Here is a 25513-nt window from a genome sequence, read left to right as displayed (position 1 = left end):
GATGCCAACGGAGGCGCTGGGATGGGGATCGTAGACGAGTTCCAGGCGTTGAAAGCCGAGACCGACGCGGACCTGCTGGCGATGCAGGTGGGGGATTTCTACGAGTTCTTCGCGGCGGACGCGCGAACGGTCGCGTCGGTGCTTGACCTGCAGGTGTCGGAGAAATCCAACCACGGGTCGTCGTATCCGATGGCGGGCGTGCCCGTCGACGACCTGACGCCGTATCTGGCGGCGCTCGTGGAACGGGGCTACCGGGTCGCGGTCGCCGAGCAGTCCGAGACCGACGCGGGCGACATCGAGCGCGAGATCGAGCGCGTAGTGACGCCCGGCACCCTGCTGGCGTCGACGGACGCCGACCCCCGGTATCTGGCGGCGGTCGTGCGCGAGGCCGGCGGCGACTGGGGGCTGGCGTTCGTGGACGTGACGACCGGGCAGTTCCGCGTGACCCGTGGCGCCGACCGCGCGGACGCGGTCACGGAGCTGTACCGGTTCGCGCCCGCGGAGGTGTTGCCCGGGCCGGCGCTGCGCGGCGACGACGAGTTCCTGGGCGTGCTCCGGGAGCGCACGGACGCGACGCTGACGCTGCACGACGCCGGCGCGTTCGACGCCGGGCGGGCGACACACCGGGTGCGCGAGCAGTTCGGCGACGGCGTGATCGAGAGCCTGGGCGTGGCCGCCGACGGGCCGGTGGTGCGGGCGGCGGGCGCGGCGGTGGGCTACATCGCGGCCGCCGACGAGGGCGTGCTGGCGTCGGTGTCCCGCATCCAGCCGTTCGGCGGCGGCGACCACGTGGAGCTGGATGCGACGACCCAGCGCAACCTCGAACTGACCGAGACGATGACCGGCGGCAGCGACGGCTCGCTGCTGGCGACCATCGACCACACCGCGTCGGCGGCGGGGGGCCGCCGGCTCGCGGCGTGGGTGACACGCCCCACCCGGGACCGCGCGGAGCTGGACCGCCGGCAGGCCGCGGTGGGCGCGCTGGCGGACGCCGCGCTCGCGCGAGACGCGCTGGGTGACGTGCTGGGTGAGATCTACGATCTCGAACGGCTGGCCAGTCGCGCCGCCAGCGGGCGCGCCGACGCCACCGATCTGCTGCGGGTGCGGGACACGCTGGCGGCGCTGCCGGACGTGGCGGACGCGCTCACGACGACCCCCGAGTTGGCGGAGTCGCCGGCCCGAGACGTGCTGGCGCGGGTCGACCGAGCGGCCGCCGCCGACGTGCGAGCGGAGCTTGCGGACGCACTGGCGGACGACCCGCCGAAGACGCTCTCGGAGGGCGGCCTGCTCCAGGCGGGGTACGACGAGGCGCTCGACGAGCTGCTGGCGGCCCACGACGAGCACCGGGCGTGGCTGGACGGGCTTGCCGACCGGGAGAAAGACCGCCTGGGCGTCACCCACCTGCAGGTCGACCGGAACAAGACCGACGGCTACTACATCCAGGTGGGGAACAGCGAAACCGACGCCGTGCCCGACGGCGAGGACGGCGCGTACCGCCGGATCAAGCAGTTGAAGAACGCCACCCGGTACACCACGGCGGAGCTCGACAGCCACGAGCGCGAGGTGTTGCGCATCGAGGCCGAGCGCGCGGAGCTCGAACGGGAGTTGTTCGCGGCGCTTCGTGAACGGGTGGGGGAGCGCGCGGCGGTGCTGCAGGACGTGGGGCGGGCGCTCGCGGAGGTGGACGCGCTCGTGAGTTTGGCCGAGCACGCCGCCGCGAACCAGTGGGTGCGCCCCGAGTTGGTGGCCGGCGACGGCCTCGACATCGACGCGGGCCGCCATCCGGTGGTCGAGCAGACGACGTCGTTCGTCCCGAACGACGCACGGTTCGATGCGAGCCGGCGCTTCCAGGTCGTCACCGGGCCGAACATGAGCGGGAAGTCGACGTACATGCGCCAGGTCGCGGTGATCGTGTTGCTCGCGCAGGTCGGGAGCTTCGTGCCGGCGGACGCCGCCCGCATCGGGCTGGTGGACGGGATTTACACGCGGGTGGGCGCGCTCGACGAGCTGGCTGGCGGGCGGTCGACGTTCATGGTCGAGATGGAAGAGCTGTCCCGCATCCTGCACGCCGCCACCAGCGACTCGCTGGTGGTCTTAGACGAGGTGGGGCGGGGAACGGCGACCTACGACGGCATCTCCATCGCGTGGGCGGCGACCGAGTACCTCCACAACGAGGTGCGCGCCACCACCCTGTTCGCGACCCACTACCACGAGCTGACGGCGCTTGCCGACCACCTGGACGCGGTCGTGAACGTCCACGTGGCCGCCGAGGAGCGCGACGGCGCGGTGACGTTCCTGCGGACGGTTCGGGACGGCGCGACCGACCGATCGTACGGCGTGCACGTGGCAGCCCTCGCGGGCGTCCCGGAGCCGGTCGTGGACCGCGCGCGCGGCGTGCTCGATCGGCTCCGGGAGGAGAACGCGGTGGAAGCCAAGGGGTCGGCCGGCGAGTCGGTGCAGGCCGTCTTCGACGTGGACAGCGGCGGGTTCGTCGACGACGCGGGCGACGACGGCGAGGCGGACGACCCCGAGGCGGCGGCCGTCCTGGACGAGCTCCGGACCGTGGAGCTGGCCGAGACGTCGCCGGTCGAGCTGCTCGGGACGGTGCAGGCCTGGCAGGACCGACTGGAGGACTGAGGCACCGCCGCCGGGTTACCCCTGGCCGACCAGCGACTCCTCGTCGGCGAACTCCGCGGCGCGCAGCTCGTACTTCTGGACTTTGCCGGTGGCCGTGGTGGGGAGTTCGTCGACGAACTCGACCCGCCGCACCGTCTTGAACGACGCCAGCTCCGCCCGGGTGTACTCGACGAGCGCGGTGGCCGTGACGCCGGGGTTGTTGGGGTCCCCGGAGGTAGGGACGACGAACGCCTTCGGTGTTTCACCCCAGTCGTCGTGGGGGGAGGGTACGACGGCGACCTCGCCGACGGCGTCGTGCTCGAAGAGCGTGTCCTCCAGTTCGATGGAGGAGATGTTCTCGCCGCCGGAGATGATGATGTCCTTTTTGCGGTCCAGGATCGAGACGAAGCCGGTGTCGTCGACCACCGCGAAATCACCCATGTGGAAGTAGCCGTCAACGCGATCGGTGAACGCCCGCTCGGTGGCGTCGGGCTTGTTCCAGTAGCGGTCCATCACCTGGTTGCCGGAGACGACGATCTCGCCGATGGTCTCGTTGTCGCGGGGGACGTCGTTGCCGTGCTCGTCGACGACGCGCAGTTCGGTGCCCAACAGGCCGATGCCCTGGCGTTTCTGCATCGCGGCGCGGCTGCCGCCCCCGGCGGCGAGCAGTCGGTCGGCGTCGGAGGTGGCGATCAGAGGGCCGGTTTCGGTGGCCCCGTAGACGTGCATGAGCGACCAGTCGAGCGCCGATTCGACGGCGCGGATCGTCGCCTCCGGGGGCGCGCTGCCGGCGGTGGCGACCCGCACGTCGGCGTCGCCAGTGGCCGCGACATCGTGGGCCTCGTGGTAGTCCAGGAGCATGTTCAGGACGGTCGGCGCGGCACACAGGTACGACACGGCTTCGGCCTGGATGGTATCGAAGACGCTGGCGGCGTCGACGCCCCGCGTGCAGACGTGGGTGGCACCAGCGCCCGTGATGGCGAAGATGTGCCCCCAGCCGTTGGCGTGGAACATCGGCAGCGTCCAGAGGTAGGTGTCGGTGTCCGTGATGGTGTGGTGGGTGGACAACAACAGCGCGTGCACCACTTCGTTGCGGTGGGTGCGACAGACGCCCTTGGGGTCCCCGGTGGTGCCGGACGTGTAGTTGATCGTGATCACGTCGTCCTCGGCCATGTCGGGGCGGTCGTAGTCGTCGGGATCGGCGTCGACCAGCAGGGCGTCGGCGTCCTGCCAGTCGCCGTCGACGGCGGCGGGGTCGTCGGTGATGAACGTGGTCGTCGGGATCCGGTCGCGGACCGCGTCGACGCGGTCGGCGTACTCGGCGTCGGCGTAGATGGCGTCCGCGCCGGCGTCGGCGAGGATGTACGCGTAGTCGTCGGGCGTGAGCCGGTAGTTCAGTGGCGTGTGGATGGCCCCCAGCTGCATCGCGCCGTAGGCGGCTTCGAGGTGGTAGTGGGTGTTCGGGTCGAGGACGGCGACGCGGTCGCCGCTGTCGATGCCGGCCGCCTGGAGGACCGCCGAAAAGCGGTCGGCGCGGTCGGCGAGCTCGCTGTACGTGTACCGCCGGCCGGTGGTGGCGACGACGGCGGTTTCGTCGCCGTAGTAGGTGCGCGCGCGGTCGATGAAGTCGGTGACGAGGAGGGGTCGATGCATGATACCACTATCATCACAAACGTCCGTGATAGTTGTTTGGGGTGTGGGCACACCCAACGCCGTGCAGATCAGGGCCAGAGCCCACGGGCTTCCTTCGCACGGCCGATGCGCTGCAGCGCGACAACGTAGGCAGCGTCCCGCCAGCTCAGGTCTCCGTCGTCCACCTCGCTGCGCACGGCGTTCCATGCGGACAGCATCTCGGATTCGAGTTCGTCGCGAACACGCTCCGGCGACCACGTCCGGCGGTTGATGTCCTGGAGCCACTCGAAGTACGACACCGTAACCCCGCCGGCGTTCGCGAGGATGTCCGGGATCACGGGCACGGCGCGCTCCTCGAGGATTCGGTCGGCGGCCGATGTCGTCGGGCCGTTGGCCCCCTCAACGACGATGTCGGCCTGAATGCGGTCGGCGTTGGCAGCGGTGATTACGTTTCCGACAGCAGCCGGGATCACCACATCGACGTCTAGTTCGAGGAGCTCCTCGTTGGTGAGTGTGTTCGGCGCGTCGTGTCGCATCACCGCCGCCGGCTGGTTCCCGTGCGACGGAATCGCGTGTGTATCGAGGCCATCAGTGTCGAGGACGCCACCGTTGACATCGCTGACGGCGACGACGCGTGCCCCCCAGTCATCGAGCAGCAGTGCAGCGTTCGCTCCGACGCTCCCGTATCCCTGGACGGCGACGGTCGCGTCGTCGATGGGGATGTCGTAGTAGTTGATCGCTTCCCTGGTGGCGATGGCGACGCTCCGGCCGGGTGCCTCCGCGCGGCCGTGGCTCCCACCGGCAACTGGCGGCTTCCCGGTGACGACGCCCGGGACAGTCTCGCCCTGTTGCATGCTGTAGGCGTCCATGAACCAGGCCATCGTCTGTGCGTCGGTTCCCATGTCCGGCGCGGGGATGTCCTGGCTGGGACCGACCTCGTCGCGGAGCTCCGCCGCGAACCGCCGTGTCAGTCGCTCGTGTTCGTCGGCGCTGAGGGTCTTCGGATCGACAACGACGCCGCCTTTCGCGCCGCCGAACGGCAGGTCCATGACGGCACACTTCCAAGTCATCCACATCGAGAGGCCGACGCATTCCTCGGCGCTCACACCGGGGTGGTAGCGGAGCCCACCTTTGTATGGACCGCGTACGTCGTCGTGTTGGGCACGGTACCCGTCGTATACCGTGACGGTGCCGTCGTCGCGCTCGACCGGCACCGATACCTGGACCACGCGCGTAGGGTGGGTGAGTCGCTCGATCACGCCGTCAGCGATGTCGACGTGCTCGGCAGCCGCCTGCAGCTGGCGGCGTGCGGTCTCCAGGGCGGTCTCGGGCTCGCTGTCGGTGGAGGGCGCGGACTCCGGCGGTGGTGTCTGGGCCATCGGTCACTCCAGTGGTGTTGCCCGGTTGCGCATGGTTGTCCCGCAGTCCGGACACGCCCCCGGATGGGTGTCCGAGGTGGTGGTTTCTCCACAGATGTGACACTCGTAAGCGGCCTGTGCGTTCGGATCGGTGGGTGCGTCTCGTCCCATCGCATCTCCGTAGTGGCCGTCCACCAATAGCTATGCTAGCTGAATAGTCACCCGTCCTGCGCCGAGTCATGGTGGACTATTCAACCCAACTGCAGCCGGGGTCGTCGAACACCGCGTCGAAGACTTTCGATTCGATGCGGTTGACGTGGTCGTAGAACGCGGTGTTCGAGATCCCCAGCGTCTCCGCGACGACCGCCCCACTGACGGCGTGTGAGGGATCGAAGAAGCCGCTGTGGTAGGCGACCTGTGCGACCTCCACCTGCCGCTCGGTCAGCGACGGACCCTGCGCGTCGTCGGCGCTCGATTGCTGGCGGCGGCGGGCCGTAACGTCCACCGACGCGAACGCGTCCGCGAGCAGGCTGTCGGCAGCGCGTGCCGTTGCGGCGTCGGGCGCGGCTGCCACGAGGGTCCCCGACTCGGGAGTGGCCGTTAGTTGGCGTCGGGTTACCCCCTGGGCGGCGAGCGCGCGCGATCGCAACCCCGTCCGGAGGGAGAGGCTCACCACGCCACTATCGCCGGTAGCTTGGACGACATCACCGCTGATCACGTCCACAAGAGCCGTTGCCCCGGCGACCACGGCGTCCGGATCCGCACCGTCAACGCTGACCACCACGCGGGTGTCTCCCGTGCTCCCGGCCACCTCGCTTTCAACGGTGAGCTGGCAGTCGAAGTCGGCGGCCAGTCGGCCGAGCAGCCAGGATTGGTCGCGGACTGCGTACGTCACCACCACGGTGGTATCGCCGTCAAGCGCGGCCTTGCGCTGTGCGGAGCTGATCGCCGCCCCGACGGTTTGTCCGAGTTCCGCGAACACCGCTCGCACCGTCTCGCTGAACGCGTTCGGGGCCGTGTCATAGACCGTGACAGTGCCGAACAGTACGTCGTCTGAAACTAAGGGCACGGACAACACCGAGTTGAACCCGTGAGCGAGCGCGGCCGCCGGCCAGTCGGCGTCCCGGCGGCGGTCGGCAACGTTCGGCACTAGCGTCACTGAGCGGTCGGCGGCCGTTCGAACGGCTGGCTCGGAGACGCCTGACGCAGTCGGTGACAACGCCGCTTCGTCGAGGTAGCTGGATGCATCGCCCGCCCACGCCCGTGGCGTGACGTGGTCGTTGTGCGCGGTTGCGTCACCAACCCACGCGAAGGCAAAGCGGTCGCCGGCAGTGAGCCGCTCGCAGACCGCGGTTTCGATGTCCGCTCGGGAGTCAGCGTCCACGAGCGCGCCGTCAACCTCTCGGATGATCTCGTTCACCTGGTTGATCTCGGAGAGGCGGCGGTTCTGTGCCTGCAAGCGCTGGTCGCGCTCCCGGAGCTCGGCCTCCCGGTCGAGGCGGTCCAGTGCCGCCTCAAGCGTGGCCGCCAGGAGGCGCGCGATCTCGATCCCGACAGCACCCAACGCGTCGTCGGAACGCCCACGATCCGTCCCCGCGAGCACCACGCCGTGGTCGCCGATCGGGAGGGCCGTCCACTCGGCCAACCCGGCAGCCACCCCCGCATCCCACTCCCCCTCGGCACCGGAGTCGACCACGCGGTCCGCGACGAACGCCGTGCCGACAGGAGAACGGTCATCGAGTCGCAACTCGCCGGCGTCTTCGACAGCAGCCGCCAGGTTGTCGGCGGCCGCAACCGGGTACAGTCGGTTTTCGTGGCGATCGAACCGGTAGACCGCGATGCCACCGGCGGGTAGCGCCGCCGTCCCGTCGTCGACGACCCGAGTCGCCGCCTCGGTGGCGGTCCCGGCATACAGCAGATCGCGGCTCGTCTCCTGGAGTTGCGCGAGTGCGTCCTCCCGTTGTTTCCGTGTCGTCACATCCCGGCAGCTGTACAGTCGCGTCCCACCCTGAATGGAGACTTCACGGACGTTCACGAGTAGCGTGTGTTGGTCGCCGTTCGCGTCCGTTGCCGTACACTCGACGTTCGTCACGACGCCGTTCCGGGACAGCGAGTCACCGCCCACGGGATCGCACCCGAGGAGCTCGTCGATGGTTCCGAACGCACGGATTTCCTCGGCCGTGTAGCCGAAAATGTAGTGCGCGTTCGGGCAGACGTACGTGAACGTTCCGTCGTCATCAGTCACGAGGACGGTGTCGGTCATGTTGTTCAACGTGACGCGGTGGAGTTCCTCGGACGCCCGCAGTTCTTCGGCGAGCTGCTCGCGTTCCCGGCGCACGTCGCCCTGAACGACAAGCCGGTCGTCGTTTGGGACCGGCTGCACGCGGAACGCCCACTGAACGGACGGCTCGGCGTCGCGGCCGCTGGCAGCGGGCGTGCGTTGCGTCTCGAAGGCGGCGTCAAAGCTCGCGTACTCGTCGTTAGCGGCGGCACGAACGGCACGCTGGACCTCGTGGCGGGTGGCAGCGGGGTTCGCCCATGGCAGCCCCCAGAGTCGGCGTCCCTGGAGTGCTGCGGCGGGGGTGGTGGCCGCGTCCGCCGCAGCGTCGTTCGCCGAAAGCACCACGCCGTCGGCGTCCACCACGGCGACAAAGCGATCCGGATCGTTGAACACCGGCGCGGAAACCGGCTGGTGGTCGTCGGACACCATCACTGTGGGCCAGCAGCCACGGGCCGAAAAGTCTAGCTGCCGACGCGGCATTGATACGGCAGCCGCGCGTGCGGCCGGATATGAGGATCGAGCGCGCGAACCGGCCGGGGGAGCGCCGATGACTGACCGCATCCGAGCGCTCGACGACGCGACGGTCGCGCGGATCGCGGCCGGCGAGGTGGTCGAGCGGCCGGCCAGCGTCGTCAAGGAGTTGGTGGAGAACAGCCTCGACGCGGGCGCAGCAAGCGTGGACGTGAGCGTTGACGCCGGCGGCACCGACCGGATCGTGGTGGCCGACGACGGCCGCGGGATGACCGGCGACGACCTCCGGATGGCGGTCCGCCAGCACACCACGAGCAAACTCGACGACGCCAGCGGGCTGGACGGCGTGGCGACGCTGGGGTTCCGGGGGGAGGCGTTGTACACCATCGGCTCGGTGGCGGAGCTGACCGTGACGACGCGACCCCGGAACGCCGGCGATACGGGCGCGCGCATCACCGTCGACCACGGCGACGCGGGAAGCGTGGCGCCGGCCGGCCACCCCGCAGGCACGACCGTCGAGGTGACCGACCTGTTCGGGGAGACCCCCGCTCGTCGGAAATACCTCAAGCGCGCCGCGACCGAGTTCGGGCACGTGAACCGCGCGGTCACCCGGTACGCGCTGGCGAACCCGGACGTGGCGGTGTCGCTGACCCACGACGGCCGGGAGGTGTTTGCGACCACGGGCACCGGTGACGTGCAGGACGCCGCGCTCGCCGTCTACGGCCGGGAGGTCGCGCAGTCGCTGCGCACCGTGGACGCCGACCCAGCGGCGGACAGCGTCGAGCGCGTCCACGGCTACGTCTCGGACCCGGAGGTCACGCGCTCGACCCGGGAGTACCTCGCGACGTTCGTGAACGGGCGCGCGGTCACGGACGCCGTGCTCCGGGAGGCAGTCCTCGACGGCTACGGCGACCAGCTCGCGCCCGACCGCTACCCCTTTGCGGTGCTGTTCGTGGGCTGCGAGGGCGTCGACGCGAACGTCCACCCCCGGAAGCTGGAAGTCCGCTTCGAGGACGAGGCCGGCGTGAAAGCCGCCGTCGAGGCGGGGGTTCGGGACGCCCTGTTGGACGCGGGACTCGTGCGGGCGGGCGCGCCCCGGGGCGCGTCGAAGCCCGACGACGCCGAGATTTCGCCCGAACACCCGCCGACCGACAGAGACGCCGGGGCCGCCGGGGGTGGGGACGCTGCGGGCCGGAGCGACGGAAACGGGCAGAGGACAGCGGCGTCCGGTGCGACCAGCGAGTCGCCGGCGTCCGCGTTCGAAACCGGCGGCAGCGGCGACGAGGCGGCCGATAGCGCCGCGTCGACGGACGGCACACGCGAGCGACCGGGTTCCGGCAGCGAGTCCCGGACGGGGCGCTTCGACGCGCCCGCCGAGAACGCCCGGCTGCCGACCGGAGCAGGCGGGGCGGGGGCGGACGACGGGGACACGCCCCCGGAGCGCGACAGCCTCCCGGACCTGCGCGTGCTCGGGCAGCTCCACGACACGTACGTCGTCGCCGAGGCCGGCGACGGCCTCGTCCTCGTCGACCAGCACGCGGCCGACGAACGCGTGCACTACGAGCGCCTACAGGCCCGCGTTGACGGCGCGTCGCAGGCGCTCGTCGCGCCGGCCGAACTGGAGCTGACGGCCGGCGAGGCAGCCGTCTTCGAGGCGGCGCTCGGCGGCCTCCGCGAACTTGGCTTCGACGCCGAGCTCGCCGGGCGGACGGCGCGCGTGACCGCGGTGCCGGCGGTCCTCGCGGACGCGCTCGACGCCGAGCTCGCGCGGGACGCGCTCTCGTCGTTCCTCGCGGACGCTGACGGGACGCCGGTCGCGGACGCCGCCGACGCCGTGCTGGCTGATCTGGCGTGCTCGCCCGCGATCAAGGGCAACACGTCACTGGCCGAGGGGTCGGTCGTGGCGTTGCTGGACGCGCTGGACGCCTGCGAGAACCCCTATGCGTGCCCGCACGGCCGGCCAACCATCGTCGAGGTCGACGGCGACGAGCTCGCCGCGCGCTTCGAGCGCGACTACCCCGGGCACGCCGGCCGGCGGCGCGAGGACGCCGGGAACTAAGCCCCGGCGCGCGTACGCCGCGTATGGACGTGGTGACGTTCGGAGAGACGATGCTGCGGCTGTCGCCGCCGGGCCACGAGCGCATCGAGGCGGCCGACCGGATGGACGTGCGCGTGGCGGGCGCGGAGAGCAACGTCGCCGTGACCGCCGGCCGCCTCGGCGCGGAGACGGCGTGGCTGTCGAAGCTCCCGGCGTCGCCGCTCGGGCGGAAGGTGGCGGCGACGCTGCGCGCGCAGGGTACCACGCCGGAGGTCACGTGGACCGACCGCGACGACCTCCGCCAGGGGCTGTACTTCCTCGAACAGGGCGGGGAGCCACGCGGGACGAGCGTACACTACGACCGCCGGGACGCCGCCGTGACGACGGCGACCGCCGACGAACTGGCACCCGCGTTCGTCGAGCGCGCCGGCTACCTCCACACGTCGGGCATCACGCCCGCGCTCTCCGAAACACTCGCGGCGACGACCGCGGACCTGCTCGAACTCGCCCAGGAGACAGGGACGACCACAACCCTCGACGTGAACTACCGGCGTGGGCTCTGGAGCCACGAGGAAGCCCGCGACACGCTGGAGGCGCTGTTCCCGGACGTGGACGTGCTGTTCGTCGCCGAGCGCGACGCCCGCGGCGTGCTGGACAGAACGGGGGACGCCGACGCCATCGCCAGGGGGTTGGCCGACGAGTTCGCGTTCGGCACTGTCGTCCTCACGCGCGGCGAGGCCGGCGCGCTGGCGGTGCGCAACGCCACCACGGTCACGCAGCCCGTCTTCGAGACGGAGACCTACGACCCGATCGGCACCGGGGACGCGTTCGTCGGCGGCTACCTCGCCGCGCGCGTCGACGGCGGGGACGTCGAGGACGCGCTGGCGTGGGGGGCCGCGACGGCCGCGCTGAAGCGCACGATCCCCGGCGACGTGGCGCTCGTCACGCGCGCGGACGTCGAATCGGTGCTGGCCGACGAGCACGGCGGAATCGACCGGTAGCGGTGGCTGTCGCCGCCGCGTCACCCGTTCGGCGGCGACAGCAGGAGGGTCGCCCCGCCCGCGACGGCGGCGAGGACGCCACCGAGCAGGAACGTCTCGGTCCAGCCGAGCGAGCCGACGAGCGCGCCCGTGACAGTGCCGCCGAAGACGCCACCCCACACCTTCCCCGAGTACAGGAGGGCGTAGTTCGCGCTGGAGTGCTGTTCGCCGTAGTAGTCGCCGACGACGCTCGGGAACAGCGTGTACTGGGGGCTCCAGAAGAACGTCGCGGCGACGACGGCCACGACGAACCCCACGCCGTCGCCGCGGACGCCGAAGAACGCGACGGCGAACAGGCCGACGCCGACGGCCGTGAACGTCGCCGCCATCGCGGTCGTGCGGTCGACGCGGTCGCTGACGCCCCCGACGACGAGGCGGCCGACGCCCCCAGCAAGCGGCAGCAGTGTGGCGGCGGCGGTGGCGATGCCGCCGGCCAGCCCGAGGTGGGTGGCGTAGGAGACGACCTTCTCGGTGAGCATCAGGCCGGCCCCGGAGACGGCGACGAACACGACGTACATGAGCCAGAACTGCCACGTGTGGATCAGCTCCCGCCAGCTGAACTGGGGGCCGGTGTGGGCGGCGGTGTCGCCGGCCGACCGCCACCCCGCCGGCGGATCGCGGAGCACGAGCGCGCCGCCGAGCACGACGACGAACACCAGCACGCCGAGCGTCCGGAGGACGCCGACGTAGGCGTCCGCGGGCAGCGCGGGGCCGGTGTTCGCGCGGACGTAGGGGACGAGGGCGGCGCTGCCGGCGGCGAACGCCATCGTGCCGGCGCCGGCGGTGAGCCCGCGGCGGTCCGGGAACCACTTGAGCGCGGTGTTGACGGCGACGGTGTAGACGATGCCGACGCCCAGCGCGCCCAGCGCGTACGCGAGGTAGAGCTGCCAGACGGTTCGGGCGACGGACAGCCCGAGGTAGCCGCCGCCGGCGAGGAACGCGGCGACGACGGCGACCCCGCGGGGGCCGTGGCGGTCGCGCCACCAGCCGACCGGGAACTGGCTGCCGGCCTGCACGACGACGAACAGCGTGAACACCGTCGAGAGCGCGGCCGCCTCGATGCCGAGGTGGCGAGCCACCGGCTCGCGGAGGCTGCTCCAGACGTACTGGTAGGGGCCGACGACCGCCATCATGGCGGCCGCCGCGAGCACGAGCCACCACCGGGAGAACCCGAGGTGGGCGCGCGCCCGGGCGGCGTGATCAGCGTCGGGCATTCGGCGTCACCGGCTGGCGGCTGGGCTGCGCGGGCGGGTGCATGCTGGACCGAACAGCGGGCGCACCGGTATGCCTGCTGATTCCGGGGCGTATCAGTGGCCGCGGGCTGCGAGGTGCGCGCCCACTTCGGCCATCACCGTTTCCTCGGCGCGCGAGAGGTGCTCCCAGGTGGTGGTGTCGGCGAGCCCGATCTCGTCGGCGATGTCCGCGACGCGCACGGTCGCCGCTTCGTCGTAGTAGCCCATGCGCGTGGCGAGCGCGAGGACCTCCCGCTGACGGTCGGTGAGCGCGTCCAACATCCGGGAGACCGCGAAGTGCTCGCCGCCGGCACCCGCTTCGACGCTGACCGCGCCGACGAGTTCGGCGTCGCTGCCGGCGGCTTCGATCGCCGCCACGGCCTCCGTGGGGTCGGGATCGCCGTCCGGAAGGTACAGCGTCCAGTGTTCCCAGCCGGCGCGAACGACCGAGCCGCCGCGGTGGTGGATGCCGTGGTCGGCGAGGTGGGCCGTGACGGACCGCCAGTCGGTGGTGTCGTGGGTGACTGCGACGAAGACGTGGTCGGCGTCGCGGCCGGACCACGCGTCGACCGAGCGCACCGGGTCGGCGGCGGCGACTGTGTCCAGGAACCCCTGGACGTGGTCCCCGGGGCCGCGAACGGCCAGGATGCGGCTGCGGTCGCCGCCGCTGCCGGGCAGCGAGGAGACCGCGCGCACCGTCACCGCGGGGTAGTCGGCGCTCACGTCGCTTGCCGGCGCGCCGTGGTTGCGCACCCGCAGGGTCACGTCACGCATCCTATGTGTATAGCTGGCCCAGTGACTTACAGTTAGTGACGGTGTGCTGACGGTGATGCCGGCGAGCGCCGCGCGGGGGCCAACCCCTTTGGGTGCGGCCCGGTGATGTACGGGTATGACTACCGAGCAACCACACGTCGTGATCGTCGGCGCGTACGGCAGCGCGGGCGTGGCTGCCGCCGAGGAACTGGTCGACGAGGACGTCACCTTGACGCTGATCGACGACGGCGAGCCGGGCGGTGGGCTCTGCATCCTCCGGGGGTGTATGCCGTCGAAGGAAGTGCTGTCGGCGGGCGCACACCGCTACCAGGCGCGCCACGACGACCGCCTCACGGGTGCAGTGCCGGACGTCGACTTGGACGCGGTCGTGGACACCAAAGACGACCACGTGTTGGGGTTCGCGGAGCACCGGCGGGCGGCCGTCCACGACATGGCCGAGCGCGAGCACGTCACGTTCCACCACGACACCGCGCGGTTCGTCGACGACCGCACGCTGGTCGTCGACGGCGAGCGCATCGAGGCCGACTACGTCGTGCTCGGCACGGGATCGGCGCTGAACGTGCCCGATCTGCCCGGGATCGCGGACACCGACTGGATGGGCAGCCGGGACGTGCTCGACGCCACCGAGTTCCCGGATTCGGGCGTCGTCATGGGGTTCGGGTACGTGGGCGTGGAGCTGGTGCCGTACCTCTCGGAGGCCGCCGATATGGACCTCACCGTGATCGAACACGACGACCGCCCCCTGGACTCGTTCCATCCGGTGTTCGGCGAGGAGATCCTCGCCCAGTACCGCGAGGAGTTCGACGTCGACATCCGCACCGAGGTCAGGGAGGAGGCCGTCGAGGAGACCGACGACGGCGGCGTGCGGGTCCACCTCGACGACGGGACGACCGCGGCGGGCGAGCAGCTGTTCCTGTTCACTGGGCGGACGCCGTCGTATCCGGCGGGCATCGAGGAGACACGCCTCACCCCAGATCCGGAGTGGGTGGATCCGGCGACGATGCAGGCCCGCGACGACGACCACGTGTTCGTGGTGGGTGACGCCATGGGCGAGCGCATGCTGCTGCACAACGCCAAAGAGGAGGGGTACGCGGCCGGCCGGAACGCGCTGGCCGTCGAGCGTGGGGGTGACTTGGAGACGTACGACCCGTTCTCACACCAGGTGATGTTCTCGGGGCTGGGCGTGTTCCCGTTCGCGTCGCTGGGGTTGACCGCCGAGGCGGCACGGGCCGCCGGGCACGACGTGGTGACGAGTCAGCGCGACGCGTCAAGCGACGGCGTGTTCAAGACCAAGGACGCCGCGCGCGGCGCGGCGCGCCTCGTGGTCGACGCCGACGACGGGACCGTCCTGGGATACCACGGCCTGCATTATCACGCCGACGTGATGGCGAAGACCATGCAGGTGGTGTTGGCCGCCGGGATGGACGTGCGTGAGATCCCGGATCGCGCGTATCACCCGACGACGCCGGAGGTGCTCGACGGGCTGTTCGGGGACGCCGCGGCCGAGCTGTAGCCGGGAGCCGACGCGTTGATTGCAGGCGTCAGACGGGGAGGAACAAGAGTTTTCACCCGGCCCATTCAACGGGCCTACATGTCCGACGATACCGAGGACGACAGCGGCGGGGAGTCGACGGCCGACATGGAGTTCGGCGAGCAGCCAGCGCCGCTCGGTGTCAAAGTCGGGAGCACGCGCACCGTGGTCGCCGAGGACGACGCCGACAGTCCGTCCGTGACACAGACGTTGACCTGTCTGGCGACCTACGACGACGCGCTCACCGGCGAGGAACACGTCATCTACGGGGCGGAAGCCGCCACGGAGTATCCCGACCGCGTCCGGTTCATGTTGCGCTCGGGGCTGCCCGAGGACGAGGAGACCACGGGTCTGGCCAAGCGGTTCTTCGAGGAGTTCGCGTCAGCGAACGGCCTGGACACGGATTCGGTGGTGGTGTACGCGATCCCCACCATCGACAACGAGGCGGGCCTCGACCGGCTCGCGGAGATCATCGAGGACGGGCCGGTGGGCGAGCGCCGCATCGCGTCGTACCCCGAAAGCCTGTGCGGGGCCGTGCCCGCGCTGGGCGACGGCCTCGACGCCATCGAGGACACGTTCGTCGCGATCAACATGGGGTCGACGAACCTGGAGGCGTGCGCGTACCGCCGCGGCGAGCAGCTCGCGCCGTTCTCGACGGGCGCGATCACGGGCACCGAGGTCGACCGCCGGATCGCCAACTACGTCGAGGAGGAAACCCAGGGGCGCGTGAACATCGACCTCACGACGGCCCGGGAGTACAAGGAGCAACACGCCGATTTCAACGACTACGAGCCGTTCAGCGACATCATCCAGCAGCCCGGCGGCGGCACCTACGAGTTCACCATCGAGGACGCCGTGATGGACGCCGTCGACGAGTTCGTGGACGCGGCCGTCGACGAGGTGGCGAACGTCTTCCTGCCGGATCTCGCCAGCGACTACGTGAAGATCTACCAGCAGGCGCTCGACAACCCGATCGTGCTGACCGGCGGGATGGGCTGCATTCCGGGCATCGTCTCGGAGTTCGAGACCCGCCTGGGCGAGGAGATCGACCGCGAGGTCGAGGCGACGACCGCCGACGAGCCGGAGACCGCGGCGGCGCGCGGCGCACACCGGATCGCCGAGCGATTGGTCGATCTCGGGGAGTACTAGCGCGGTCGCTGGGACTGGCGTCGGCGGGCGCAAAAAACTCGGGTACCCCTACCCGGCGGTTCTGCCTGTGTTCCCGGCGGATAAATGTCTTGTCAGACTGTCGCGGGTCGTCCACCGAAACCGTGTCTGAGACTCCCCCGCACGGATCGGGGTCCATAACAACGTGGCGGTCGAAGTCCGGACAGACAGCCCCGAGTGTGTCAGAGCGCCCGGGGCGTGCCCGCAGCGTGGCCCCACAGCCACTGACACGCACCAATGCGCCGACGCACCTACCTGTCGCTGGTCGGGAGTGCCGCGGCCGCCGGAACCGCCGGCTGCCTCGGTGTCCTGGGCGGCGACGACACACCGACCGTACTGCCCGAGCCCGACCACGAGTACGACGCCAGCGCGCTCCCGTATCCCGCCTGGGGCGAGCGCGTCCCCGACGCCACGGTTCCGGCGGCGCTCGGGGACGCCACGGTGTCGACCCGGGAGACCGAGACCCCGGCGTTGTACACGTTCTTCTACAGCCACTGCCAGACCGTCTGTCCGGTGTTGGTGTCGACGCTCCGGAACATCCAGACCCACGCCGCGAACAACGGCTACGCCGACGACATCGCGTTGCGGCCTGTGACCTTCGACCCCGAGCGCGACACCGCCGACCGCCTGGCGTCGTACGGCGAGCGGATGCACGTCGACACCGACGCCGACAACTGGACGTTCCTGCGGCCGGCGGGCGTCGACCGCGCGAAAGCCGTGGTGACCGACGACTTCGGCGTGACGTTCAAGCGCACACACCCAGAGGACATGGCGCAGTACATGTTCTCACACGCGGCGCTGACCGTGCTCGTTAACGCCGACGGCTACGTGGAGCGGACGTACCGGTCGAAGTCGCCGGACGAGCAGCAGCTCATCGCGGACCTGGAGACGGTGAGGCAAGCGTGAACCGGCGGCGGGTGCTGGCCGCGCTGGCGGGCAGTGGGTTGACCGGCGCCAGCGTCTGGGTGGCCCGCAACGGCGTCCCCTCGCCCGGCGACGAAGACGCCGCCAGCGGCGGTCTTCCGCGAACAGTCGAGACCCTGGACGCGCCGGGATCGACGGCGGGGACAGCGCAGGTCCCCAGCCCGGACGCCCCGACGGTCGTGGACCTGTTCGCAACGTGGTGTGCGCGGTGTGACGAACAGCTCGCGGCGATGCGCGCGGTTCGGGGCGACTACCCGGACGTGTCGTTCGTGTCGGTGACCAACGAGCGCGTCGGCGACACGCTCACCCGCGGCGACCTGGCCGACTGGTGGACTGCCAACGGCGGCGAGTGGACGCTCGGCGTCGACCCCGGGAGCGGCGTGCTCGCCGCCTTCGGCGCGAACGCCCTGCCGTTCGTCGCCATCACCGACGCCGACGGCGAGATCGTCGCCACGCACAGCGGGGTCGCGTCCGCGGCCACGCTGCGCGAACGCCTCGACACAGTCACATGAGTGCGCTCCCGTTGGGCGGCGCGGCGGCGTTCGCCGCGGGCGCGGGCGTCACGACGTTCTTTGCGCCCTGCGCGTTCCCCCTGCTGCCGGGGTACGTCGGCTACTACGTGACCGAGCGCGACAGCGACATCGCGGTGGTGGCGGCCGCCGCCGCCGCCGCCGTGGGCGCGATCACCACGCTTGGAGCCGTCGCCGGCGTGGTGCTCGCGGCCGGCCAGCCGGTCAAGGCGGCGCTGCCCGCAGTCGAGCCCCTGATCGGACTGGGGCTGGTGGTGGTCGGCGTGCTCACAGCGGCCGGGCGCGGCCCCCGGATCACCGTCGTGCTCCCCGAGCGTCCCGCGTCGGTGGTCGGGTTCGGCGTGTTCGGCGGCGTGTACGCGCTGGCCGCGGCGGGCTGTGTGGTGCCGGTGTTCATCGGCGTCATCGGGCAGGCGGTCGAACACCCGCTGCCCGGCGCGGTGACCGTGCTCGGCGTGTACGCCGCGGGCGTGGCCGCGCCCCTGGTCGGCGTGACGCTGCTTGCGGGTGCGGGTGTCGACGCGTGGCGCGAGCTCGGCGCGTACACCGAGTCCATCGAGCGCGCCGCGGGCGTGGTCATGGTGGCCGCGGGGGTGGGCCAGATCGTCGTTGGGCTCGGGCAGGTGTCGGCGGTCGGCGTCGGCCTGTAGCGCTGGGCCGGCGGCTACGGCGAGATGCGGCCCAGCCGGAGGGCGTTGCCGGTGACCCCGAGCGTCATGCCGGCGTCGCCGGCGAGCACCGCCAGCCAGATCGGCACCAGGCCGAACGGCACCCCAACCGCGAGCGCGGCTTTCAGGCCGAGGCTCGCCCAGATGTTCTGGCGGATGACCGTGTTCGTGTCCCCGGCCAGCTCGTAGAGGTACGGCAGCGTCGTGATGGCGTCCCCCAGCAGCGCCACGTCCGCCGTCTCGATCGCGGTGTCGGTGCCCGCCGCCCCCATGGCGATGCCGACTGTGGCAGCCGCCAGCGCGGGCGCGTCGTTGATGCCGTCGCCGACCATCGCCACGTCGCCGTGTTCGTCCTGGAGGTCCGCAACGACGCTGGCTTTCTCCGCGGGGAGGCAGTCGGCGTACACCGCGTCGACGCCGACCTCGTCGCCGACGGCGCGCGCGGTGCGCTCGTTGTCCCCGGTCAGCATCACGGTCCGAGCGACGCCGTGCTCGCGGAGCCTGGAGACGGTGTCGGCTGCGCCCGCCCGCACCGTGTCACCGACCGCGATCACGCCGAGCAACGCGTCCGCGGTGCCCACCAACACCACCGTCTTGCCGGCGGCCTGGAGGTCGGGGATCGTGTCGGCCCGGAGATCCAGGCAGTCGGCGTGCTCGCAGTCGGGCTGGGCCGCCCGCAGGCCGCCGTCAGTGGTCGCGTGCACGTGGGACAGGTCGACGCCGTGTTCCTCGAACAGCGCGGGCTTCCCGGCGAAATGCGGTTGGCCGTCGAGCGTGGCGCGCACCCCCTGGCCGGTGACGCTGTCGAAGTCCGTGACCGACGGCGCGTCGACGCCGGCTTCGTCGGCGGCGTCCACGATGGCGTCCGCGATGGGGTGTTCGCTGCGGGCTTCCAGGCCGCGAGCGCACGCCAGCACGTCGCGCTCGCGGTGCCCGTTGAGCCCGCGGACGTCGGTGACCGCAAGGTCGCCCGCGGTCAGCGTGCCGGTCTTATCGAAGGCGACGACGTCGACGTCGGCCATGGCTTCGAGGTGGGTGCCGCCCTTGACGAGCACGCCGTGGTTGGCCGCGCTCGTGATGGCCGACACGACTGACACCGGCGTCGAGATGACGAAGGCACACGGGCACGCGAGCACGAGCAGCGTCAGCCCGTGGACGACCGCAGTCGGCCAGGACACACCGAGCACGAACGGCGATCCAAGCGTCGTGAGCACCGCGAGCGCGACGACGGCAGGCGTGTACTTGGCGGCGAAGCGTTCGACGAACTGCTCGCGGTCGGTCTGATTCGACTGGGCGTCTTCGACGAGTTCGACGATGCGGGACAGCGTGTCGTCGCCCGGGGCGGCGGTGACTTCGACTTCGAGATACCCCGTCTCGTTGACGGTGCCGGCGTACACCTCGTCGCCCGGCTGCTTGCTTTCGGGGACGGATTCACCCGTCACGGGCGACTGGTCGACGGCGCTGTCCCCGTCAACGACGACGCCGTCGGCCGGGATCTTTTCGCCCGGCCGCACCGCGACGCGGTCGCCGATCGAAACCGTGTCGGCCGGGACCGTCGTCTCGGTGCCGTCGGGATCGATGATCGTCGCTTCGTCGGGAGACAGCGCCATGAGCTCGCGCAGCGACTGGCGGGCGCGGTCCATGGCGTACCCCTCAAGCAGTTCCGCGATGCTGAACAGGACCGCGAGCGTCGCGGCCTCGAAGTACAGCGGCTTCCCGAACGCGAAGCTGGCGGTGAGCGCGCCGAGGATGGCGATCGACATCAGGAAGTCGATGTCCATGCGGCGGTCGCGGGCCGAGCGCGCGCCGTTGCGAAGCGTCTCGAAGCCACCGGCCGCGACCGCGACGAGGAACGCGACGTCGGCGGCGTGCAGGCTGGTGCCGGCGACCACCCCCAACACGACGTTCGCGTCACCGACGAAGAACCGCAACGCCAGTCCGGCGAGCAGGAACACGCCGCCGACCGCGGTTTGGAGGGCGCGAGGGCTGGTCCAGACGTCCGCCCGGGAGGTGTCTCGGTCGCCGTCGGTTCCGGTGACGTCGTAGCCGGCGGCCTCAACGGCGGCCACGACGTCCGGCGTGGTGGCCGTGCTTTCGTCGAGCGTGACGACGACGGAGCCCGTCGTCGGCTGTTCTTCGTGGGCGGTGACGCCGGCGGTGGCGTCGAGGGCGTCCGCGACGCTGCCGGCGCACGACGAGCAGTCCATCCCGGGCACGTCGAGGCGCAACTCGACCAGGCCGTCGCCGGGCGGGTGATCGCGTGAAGACATTGCGAACTGGTACGTTCCGGACGGTTATGAACGCTACTGCTATCTACCCGGGTTGAGTTAATCAGAGTTAACAAAAAAATCCGATTGAGTTATTAATTATGTGGTTGAGCCACGGCGGCACGGGGATCACCGGCCGCCACCAGCGTGCCCACATGGCGGCGTTCATCGCGGTGAGCCGAGCGCAACGGACGCGTCGAGGGGCGACAAAAGCGCTTCAACGCCGCCGATTGCGTGGCGATGACCCGCCCGATCCGTGACATCGCGAACGAGAGCGGACGTTCCGCGGCCGCGGTCGGATACGCGCTGTTCGCGTGCGACGCCCACGTTCGTTCGGGCACGCTGTGTTAGCAACGTGGACCGTCAAACGCGGCTTGAATGGTATTTTTTAATACTGAGTGCGGACTGGGTTGTTATATGAGCGTTGTCAGCGTCTCGATGCCCGAAGAACTGCTCGAGCGACTCGACGACTTCGCGGACGATCACGGATACACCGGTCGCAGCGAGGTCGTCCGGGAGGCCAGCCGAAACCTGCTCGGCGAGTTCGAGGACAAGAAACTGGAGGGGCGGGAGCTGATGGGCGTGGTCACTGTGGTCTTCGATTACGAGACGACGACCGTCGAGGAGAAGATGATGCACCTGCGCCACGAACACGAGGGGTTGGTGGCGTCGAACTTCCACAGCCACGTCGGCGGTCACCACTGCATGGAGCTGTTCGTGCTGGAGGGGTCACTGGAGTCCATCTCGACGTTCGTCGGGAAGATCCGCGCGACCAAGGACACACTGACCATCGATTACTCCGTGCTTCCGGTTGACGAGTTCGGGGGGCTGGCTGACGTGAGCTGACGCGCTACGTGTGTTGAGCGATCCAGCGCCCGTCTTCCTCAGCGACCAAGCCGTTGTCTTGGAGGTCCGGGAGGACACGAAGGAGTGTGAGCAACGGCAACTCGAGGTCGGCTTTGAGGTCGTCCAACGTTGCCCCACCCTGGGTCGCGAGATAGAGGTAGACGAGCTTCCGACGGTTCGAGTCGATGGCACGAACCGATGACACGACGCCAGCTGACTGCTCGTCACGTTGCGTGCTCATATCCGACGGCAGTACTTCGACGATAATAAAACTGTCCTACCACGTCTGTCGAAATCAGTGGGCGACAGGAACCGCCACAAGCGAAGCGACACGCTGGGCCGTCGACAACGGCTGTGGAACTGCGTGGAGCGACGGCCACAGCAATGCCGTAACTCCTTACGCGTGGAGGGCCGACGGGGCGTCAACTGACGGCATCGTGCTCGCGGGCCCAACCGCGAGCACGTCACCACCGCTGCACCGCTGCAGCGTGTGAAGGGTGGAGGGAGAGAGGAGAGACTGTGAGACCGAACGCTGCGATGTGGATTGCCGACACCCCCACTGCACGCACGTTCGAAGCCTCACGATCGACACGAGCACGGGAAGCCACATAAATCAGTGTCGGCGTTCTCTGGCGCTGCAAGTGCCCCGGAACGCACAGGGCAGTCGAACGCCGATCCACGGACCGGCTGACCGCCGGCCGGGATGTTACAACCGGTCGAACGCTTCGTCCACCATCTCCCCCGTGGTGGCGACGATGTCCTGCATCTCGCTGTCGTCGGCAGCCATCCCGAGGAGTCGCGCGATGCGCATGATCGAGACGTGATAGACCCGCTGGCGGCCGGGCGATTCTGCCCAGATCACCACGTTACACGGCATCAACGCGCCCAAGCGGTTGTCGGTCGCGTCGAGGGCGCGATCGGCCACGTCGGGGTGACACGCGCCCAGCACGTAGTAGGGGTCGCGGTCGGCGTCGATCTTCTCGTTGAGTAGTTCCGCGGGCGAAAACTCCACGGGGACACCGAAGCCGGCATCCGTGAATACGTCCCGGACGTGCTCGATGGCGTCCTCGTGGGACAGCTCCAGTGTCGCCTGCTGTTCGCCGATGTCAGCGGGGTCGATGGCGGCCGGGTCGATGGGAAGCATTCCGTGTGGTGTATCGACCAGGCCGGACAAAACGGTGGCGAGAACAAGCACCGCGCGCCCGACACCTCAGCGAGCGAAACAACCGACTCACACCAGCCGAGAATATTGTCTCCATAGCGCACACCCGGGGCGGCGGGTAGCGCCGCGGCGACACCGCGCCAGGCGAACGGGTACGGCGGTACAGCACGCCGACTGGAGCCGGCGAGTCGAGGCGCCCGGACGGAGCCAGTGCCGGACGGCTACAGCCCCGATCGCGGGGTTGTGTGCGCCGGCCCGCGCCGGGAATTGTATAGAGTTTACACAAATCTTTTGGTGTCGAACCGGCTAGAGGAACCCAACGCCAATGCCAGATTCGATGGCTGAACAACTCCGCCACGACATGACCTGTGACGGGCTCTTGGAGTGTTTCCACGGCCTCAAACAGCTCGATAAGGGCGTGTTCCAAGCGCTCGTCACCACGAACGACGCACTGACAGTCGACGACATCGCCGAACGCGTGGACCGCGAGCGCTCGACGGCCTACCGCGCGGTTCAACGCCTCCTCAGCGCGGGACTCATCCAGAAAGAACAGATCAACTACGACCAAGGCGGCTACTATCACGTCTACGAGCCGACCGATCCCGCCGAGATCGCGGACGACATGCAGCGACTGCTCAACGACTGGTACGCCAAAATGGGCCAGCTCATCCAAGAGTTCGAAACCAAATACGACCGCACGGACGCCGGCGTGCAGTCCATCGAAGGCTGAGCGCGCCCCACCAGTGGCTGCGCTGCCGCCCGATCGTGAACTGATTGCCGCCCCGCGACGAACTGCAGGCGTGGGCTGATCGAGTGCGCCGGAACCACAGATCGACCACCACCACAAGCGTTATTTTGCCGGTTGATGATGGATAGATTATGAGTTATGCCTTCTCCGCGGGCGAGCGGCGAGACCTCGCGATCGGTCTCGGTGTTGTCTCTGCGGTCGCGTGCATCGCCGGGACCCTGGTGTCCGATGTCTCCATCACGTTCAAGCAGCCGGTCTATCTCGTCGCCACGCTCGTCGCGTTCGGGCTCGGAGCCGGGACTACCGTGGGTCTCTCGTGTTATCTGTTCATCGACCAGTCGGTGTTAACGCCGATGCTCGGCGCTAGCTACGTCGTGGCGGTGGTGATCGGGCTGTTCCTCGGCGCCCAATCGTCGGACCCGCTGTTGGCCGCGTTCCCCGCTCTTGGGTTCTTCACGATCATCGCGGGAAGCATCGAGTACGTGGTCCGGTCCCTGATCGGGGAGTTCGTCGAGATGATCGCGCCGCGACCGCTCGTGTGAGCGGTCCTGTCAGCAACCGGAGTCGGCAGTGTGGCTCGAATACCAGGAGTCAACGAGGGGACCCAAACGGCGTCGCCTGGGTTGGGCTCCGTGCCGTCCGACTGCTTGAAACGAACGTGTAGGCGTGGAACCGAGCTAATTTAAATAAGCTTATGAATTCGGGCGAGCGCAGACCGAGCAACCACACCGAACATGGCTGGGTTCAGGCTCCGGAAACGGATCGGGTCGGTCAATCCAACGATCCTCAGGTACTACGCGTACAGCGTGAGTACATCGGTCGGATTCTACACGCCGGTGCTCTACCTGCTGTTTCTATCAACGGGGTTGGACTTCACGGAGATCGCACTGTTGGAGACGGTGTTCATGCTGACGACGTTGGTTGGGGAAGTTCCAACCGGATGGGTTGGGGATCGGATCGGGTGGCGACGCAGCCTGCTCGTGGCCAATGGCTTGATCGCTGGCACTGTGCTCGGGATGGCAGTCGCCTCATCGCTGCTCGGATTCCTGGCGCTGCATGTGACCTGGTCGCTTGGGTATAATTTCCGGTCGGGCAGTGAGGACGCGTGGCTGTACGAAACGGTCAGCAGGGAGCTTGAAGCGGACGAGTTCGCGAGAGTGCAGGGACGTGCGCGCTCCTACGAGCTGCTCGTGGGAACCGCATCGAGTCTGCTTGGCGGGGTTCTGGCCGAGCGGGCGCTCGTCTATCCGTTCATCGCGGCGTCAGCGGTGACACTGCTGGGCATCCCCGTGTTGATGACGCTGCCGGATATAGACGCAGCCCAATCCGAGACGTTCTCGTATCGGGACGCAGTCGGCGTTGTCAAGTCGACGCTTCAGACACCCGGACTGCGGCGGTTCCTGAGCTATTTCTTGGTGATCGTGTATCTGACTGCGGCCGCAAACGTGTTCATCCAACCAATAGTGCGCGATATTGGCGTCCCCGAAGCAGGGTTGGGGGCTATTTACGCCGGGTTCAGCCTGGCGTCGGCAGGAGCCAGTTACGTCGTCGAGGACGTACAGGAATACCTGGGGACACGGCGAGTGTTCGTTTTGGGGCCGCTGCTCATCGGCGGTGCGTTCACCACAGTCGTTCTGTTCCCGGTGGTCGTTATTCCGGCGTTCTTCATCTCCCACATGGTGAAGTCGGTGTTGACGCCGGTGGGATACCAACTGGTGAACGACGGGATCGGCACGTATGGCCGCGCAACTGCGTTGAGCGGGGTGGCGATGATCGGATCAGTGCTGGGGATTACTGCCAAGTTCGGTGCTGGAGCGCTCGCGGACGGCACGTCGGCGGTGATCGCAGTAACGGTGCTCGGAGTGATCCTCGTCGGGACTGCCAGCGTCGGTTCGGTCGGCTGGGGCGTGTTCGACATCCGAAACCTGACTGACGTGCAAACGGAGTCAACGAGTGGCGCGGCCGACGCGTCCGGGGAGACCGACTGAAATGAGGATCGCAGCTACTCCTGGAGGCACTCGCTGAGGCAGAGCTCTTCTTGCAAGAAGGGGACAGAATCTACTCGCTTACAAACCGGTGCCGAGCATTCCTCGCTGGTGGACCCGGTGCAGAAAAGCTGAAAGAATAGGTTGACTACGCATAGAATCACAACAGTCTGGCGCTTATATTTGAGTTGAATAAAGAAAAGAAGTTAGCCGAAGATTTTTTGTTAATCTATTGTTGTCTTG

The 25513-nt window shown here is 69.2% G+C and carries 21 protein-coding genes; 12 read left to right on the top strand and 9 right to left on the bottom strand.

Annotated features, from left to right (window positions below):
• Positions 1 to 21: 21 nt before the first annotated feature.
• Complete coding sequence (mutS, locus tag JRZ79_RS13790) at positions 22 to 2637, top strand: DNA mismatch repair protein MutS (RefSeq protein ID WP_205251377.1); 2616 nt, start codon at positions 22 to 24, stop codon at positions 2635 to 2637.
• A gap of 15 nt (positions 2638 to 2652) precedes the next feature.
• Here the strand turns inward: mutS and JRZ79_RS13785 are convergent, their stop codons facing one another.
• From JRZ79_RS13785 to JRZ79_RS13770, 4 genes are all read right to left on the bottom strand, one after another.
• Positions 2653 to 4269 carry an AMP-binding protein gene (locus tag JRZ79_RS13785; protein WP_205252372.1) on the bottom strand — a complete coding sequence of 539 codons (1617 nt, stop codon included), beginning with the start codon at positions 4267 to 4269 and terminating at the stop codon, positions 2653 to 2655.
• A 68-nt stretch (positions 4270 to 4337) separates the two neighbouring features.
• The gene (gene gdhB, locus JRZ79_RS13780; protein ID WP_010902074.1) at positions 4338 to 5627 is read right to left on the bottom strand and encodes a glutamate dehydrogenase GdhB; all 1290 of its coding nucleotides are present in this window, start codon (positions 5625 to 5627) and stop codon (positions 4338 to 4340) included.
• Between the two features lie 3 nt (positions 5628 to 5630).
• Complete coding sequence (locus JRZ79_RS13775; RefSeq protein WP_012289109.1) at positions 5631 to 5777, bottom strand: rubrerythrin-like domain-containing protein; 147 nt, start codon at positions 5775 to 5777, stop codon at positions 5631 to 5633.
• 76 nt (positions 5778 to 5853) lie between these two features.
• Positions 5854 to 8316: a bacterio-opsin activator domain-containing protein gene (locus tag JRZ79_RS13770; RefSeq protein WP_205251374.1), complete on the bottom strand. Its 2463-nt coding sequence runs from the start codon at positions 8314 to 8316 to the stop codon at positions 5854 to 5856.
• A 118-nt stretch (positions 8317 to 8434) separates the two neighbouring features.
• Between JRZ79_RS13770 and mutL the strand changes: the two genes are divergently transcribed.
• A complete protein-coding gene (mutL, locus tag JRZ79_RS13765) occupies positions 8435 to 10417 on the top strand; it encodes a DNA mismatch repair endonuclease MutL (protein WP_205252371.1) in 1983 nt (660 codons plus the stop codon).
• A gap of 23 nt (positions 10418 to 10440) precedes the next feature.
• Positions 10441 to 11397 (top strand): bifunctional 2-dehydro-3-deoxygluconokinase/2-dehydro-3-deoxygalactonokinase, encoded by a 957-nt coding sequence (gene kdgK1 / locus JRZ79_RS13760; protein WP_205252370.1) that lies wholly within the window; start codon positions 10441 to 10443, stop codon positions 11395 to 11397.
• 20 nt (positions 11398 to 11417) lie between these two features.
• Here kdgK1 and JRZ79_RS13755 read toward each other — a convergent pair whose 3' ends face one another.
• Both JRZ79_RS13755 and JRZ79_RS13750 read right to left on the bottom strand, forming a co-directional pair.
• A complete protein-coding gene (locus JRZ79_RS13755) occupies positions 11418 to 12650 on the bottom strand; it encodes an MFS transporter (RefSeq protein ID WP_205251371.1) in 1233 nt (410 codons plus the stop codon).
• Between the two features lie 93 nt (positions 12651 to 12743).
• On the bottom strand, positions 12744 to 13442 hold the full coding sequence (locus JRZ79_RS13750) for a helix-turn-helix domain-containing protein (protein ID WP_205252369.1): 699 nt from the start codon (positions 13440 to 13442) through the stop codon (positions 12744 to 12746).
• A 115-nt stretch (positions 13443 to 13557) separates the two neighbouring features.
• On the opposite strand from JRZ79_RS13750, the gene JRZ79_RS13745 reads away from it, so the two are divergent.
• The 5 genes from JRZ79_RS13745 (at position 13558) to JRZ79_RS13725 (ending at position 18244) form a co-directional block, all read left to right on the top strand.
• Positions 13558 to 14955 carry an NAD(P)/FAD-dependent oxidoreductase gene (locus JRZ79_RS13745; RefSeq protein ID WP_205252368.1) on the top strand — a complete coding sequence of 466 codons (1398 nt, stop codon included), beginning with the start codon at positions 13558 to 13560 and terminating at the stop codon, positions 14953 to 14955.
• Positions 14956 to 15033: 78 nt separating this feature from the next.
• Positions 15034 to 16122, top strand: coding sequence for a rod shape-determining protein (locus JRZ79_RS13740; protein WP_010902067.1), 1089 nt, complete (start codon positions 15034 to 15036; stop codon positions 16120 to 16122).
• Positions 16123 to 16377: 255 nt separating this feature from the next.
• Complete coding sequence (locus tag JRZ79_RS13735) at positions 16378 to 17046, top strand: SCO family protein (RefSeq protein WP_010902066.1); 669 nt, start codon at positions 16378 to 16380, stop codon at positions 17044 to 17046.
• Positions 17043 to 17576: a TlpA disulfide reductase family protein gene (locus tag JRZ79_RS13730; RefSeq protein WP_205251369.1), complete on the top strand. Its 534-nt coding sequence runs from the start codon at positions 17043 to 17045 to the stop codon at positions 17574 to 17576. Before JRZ79_RS13735 ends, JRZ79_RS13730 begins: the two co-directional genes overlap by 4 nt.
• Positions 17573 to 18244 (top strand): cytochrome c biogenesis protein CcdA, encoded by a 672-nt coding sequence (locus JRZ79_RS13725; protein WP_205252367.1) that lies wholly within the window; start codon positions 17573 to 17575, stop codon positions 18242 to 18244. Before JRZ79_RS13730 ends, JRZ79_RS13725 begins: the two co-directional genes overlap by 4 nt.
• Before the next feature lie 14 nt (positions 18245 to 18258).
• Here JRZ79_RS13725 and JRZ79_RS13720 read toward each other — a convergent pair whose 3' ends face one another.
• Positions 18259 to 20532 (bottom strand): cation-translocating P-type ATPase, encoded by a 2274-nt coding sequence (locus JRZ79_RS13720; RefSeq protein ID WP_205251367.1) that lies wholly within the window; start codon positions 20530 to 20532, stop codon positions 18259 to 18261.
• A 414-nt stretch (positions 20533 to 20946) separates the two neighbouring features.
• On the opposite strand from JRZ79_RS13720, the gene JRZ79_RS13715 reads away from it, so the two are divergent.
• Positions 20947 to 21375 carry a CopG family ribbon-helix-helix protein gene (locus JRZ79_RS13715; protein WP_012289104.1) on the top strand — a complete coding sequence of 143 codons (429 nt, stop codon included), beginning with the start codon at positions 20947 to 20949 and terminating at the stop codon, positions 21373 to 21375.
• Positions 21376 to 21379: 4 nt separating this feature from the next.
• Here the strand turns inward: JRZ79_RS13715 and JRZ79_RS13710 are convergent, their stop codons facing one another.
• Together JRZ79_RS13710 and JRZ79_RS13705 are read right to left on the bottom strand one after the other, a co-directional pair.
• Positions 21380 to 21616, bottom strand: a complete 237-nt coding sequence (locus tag JRZ79_RS13710) for a hypothetical protein (RefSeq protein ID WP_010902060.1) — start codon at positions 21614 to 21616, stop codon at positions 21380 to 21382.
• Between the two features lie 465 nt (positions 21617 to 22081).
• Positions 22082 to 22519: a DUF302 domain-containing protein gene (locus tag JRZ79_RS13705; protein ID WP_010902059.1), complete on the bottom strand. Its 438-nt coding sequence runs from the start codon at positions 22517 to 22519 to the stop codon at positions 22082 to 22084.
• Between the two features lie 343 nt (positions 22520 to 22862).
• Between JRZ79_RS13705 and JRZ79_RS13700 the strand changes: the two genes are divergently transcribed.
• From JRZ79_RS13700 to JRZ79_RS13690, 3 genes are all read left to right on the top strand, one after another.
• On the top strand, positions 22863 to 23267 hold the full coding sequence (locus JRZ79_RS13700; RefSeq protein WP_010902057.1) for a helix-turn-helix domain-containing protein: 405 nt from the start codon (positions 22863 to 22865) through the stop codon (positions 23265 to 23267).
• Positions 23268 to 23416: 149 nt separating this feature from the next.
• Positions 23417 to 23827 carry a hypothetical protein gene (locus tag JRZ79_RS13695; protein WP_231546328.1) on the top strand — a complete coding sequence of 137 codons (411 nt, stop codon included), beginning with the start codon at positions 23417 to 23419 and terminating at the stop codon, positions 23825 to 23827.
• A 192-nt stretch (positions 23828 to 24019) separates the two neighbouring features.
• Complete coding sequence (locus JRZ79_RS13690; protein WP_205252366.1) at positions 24020 to 25273, top strand: MFS transporter; 1254 nt, start codon at positions 24020 to 24022, stop codon at positions 25271 to 25273.
• Positions 25274 to 25513 lie beyond the last annotated feature (240 nt).

It is taken from the genome of Halobacterium sp. BOL4-2, assembly GCF_016917835.2.
GTDB classification, from domain to species: domain Archaea; phylum Halobacteriota; class Halobacteria; order Halobacteriales; family Halobacteriaceae; genus Halobacterium; species Halobacterium salinarum.
This window is presented reverse-complemented; position numbering and strand designations above follow the sequence as displayed.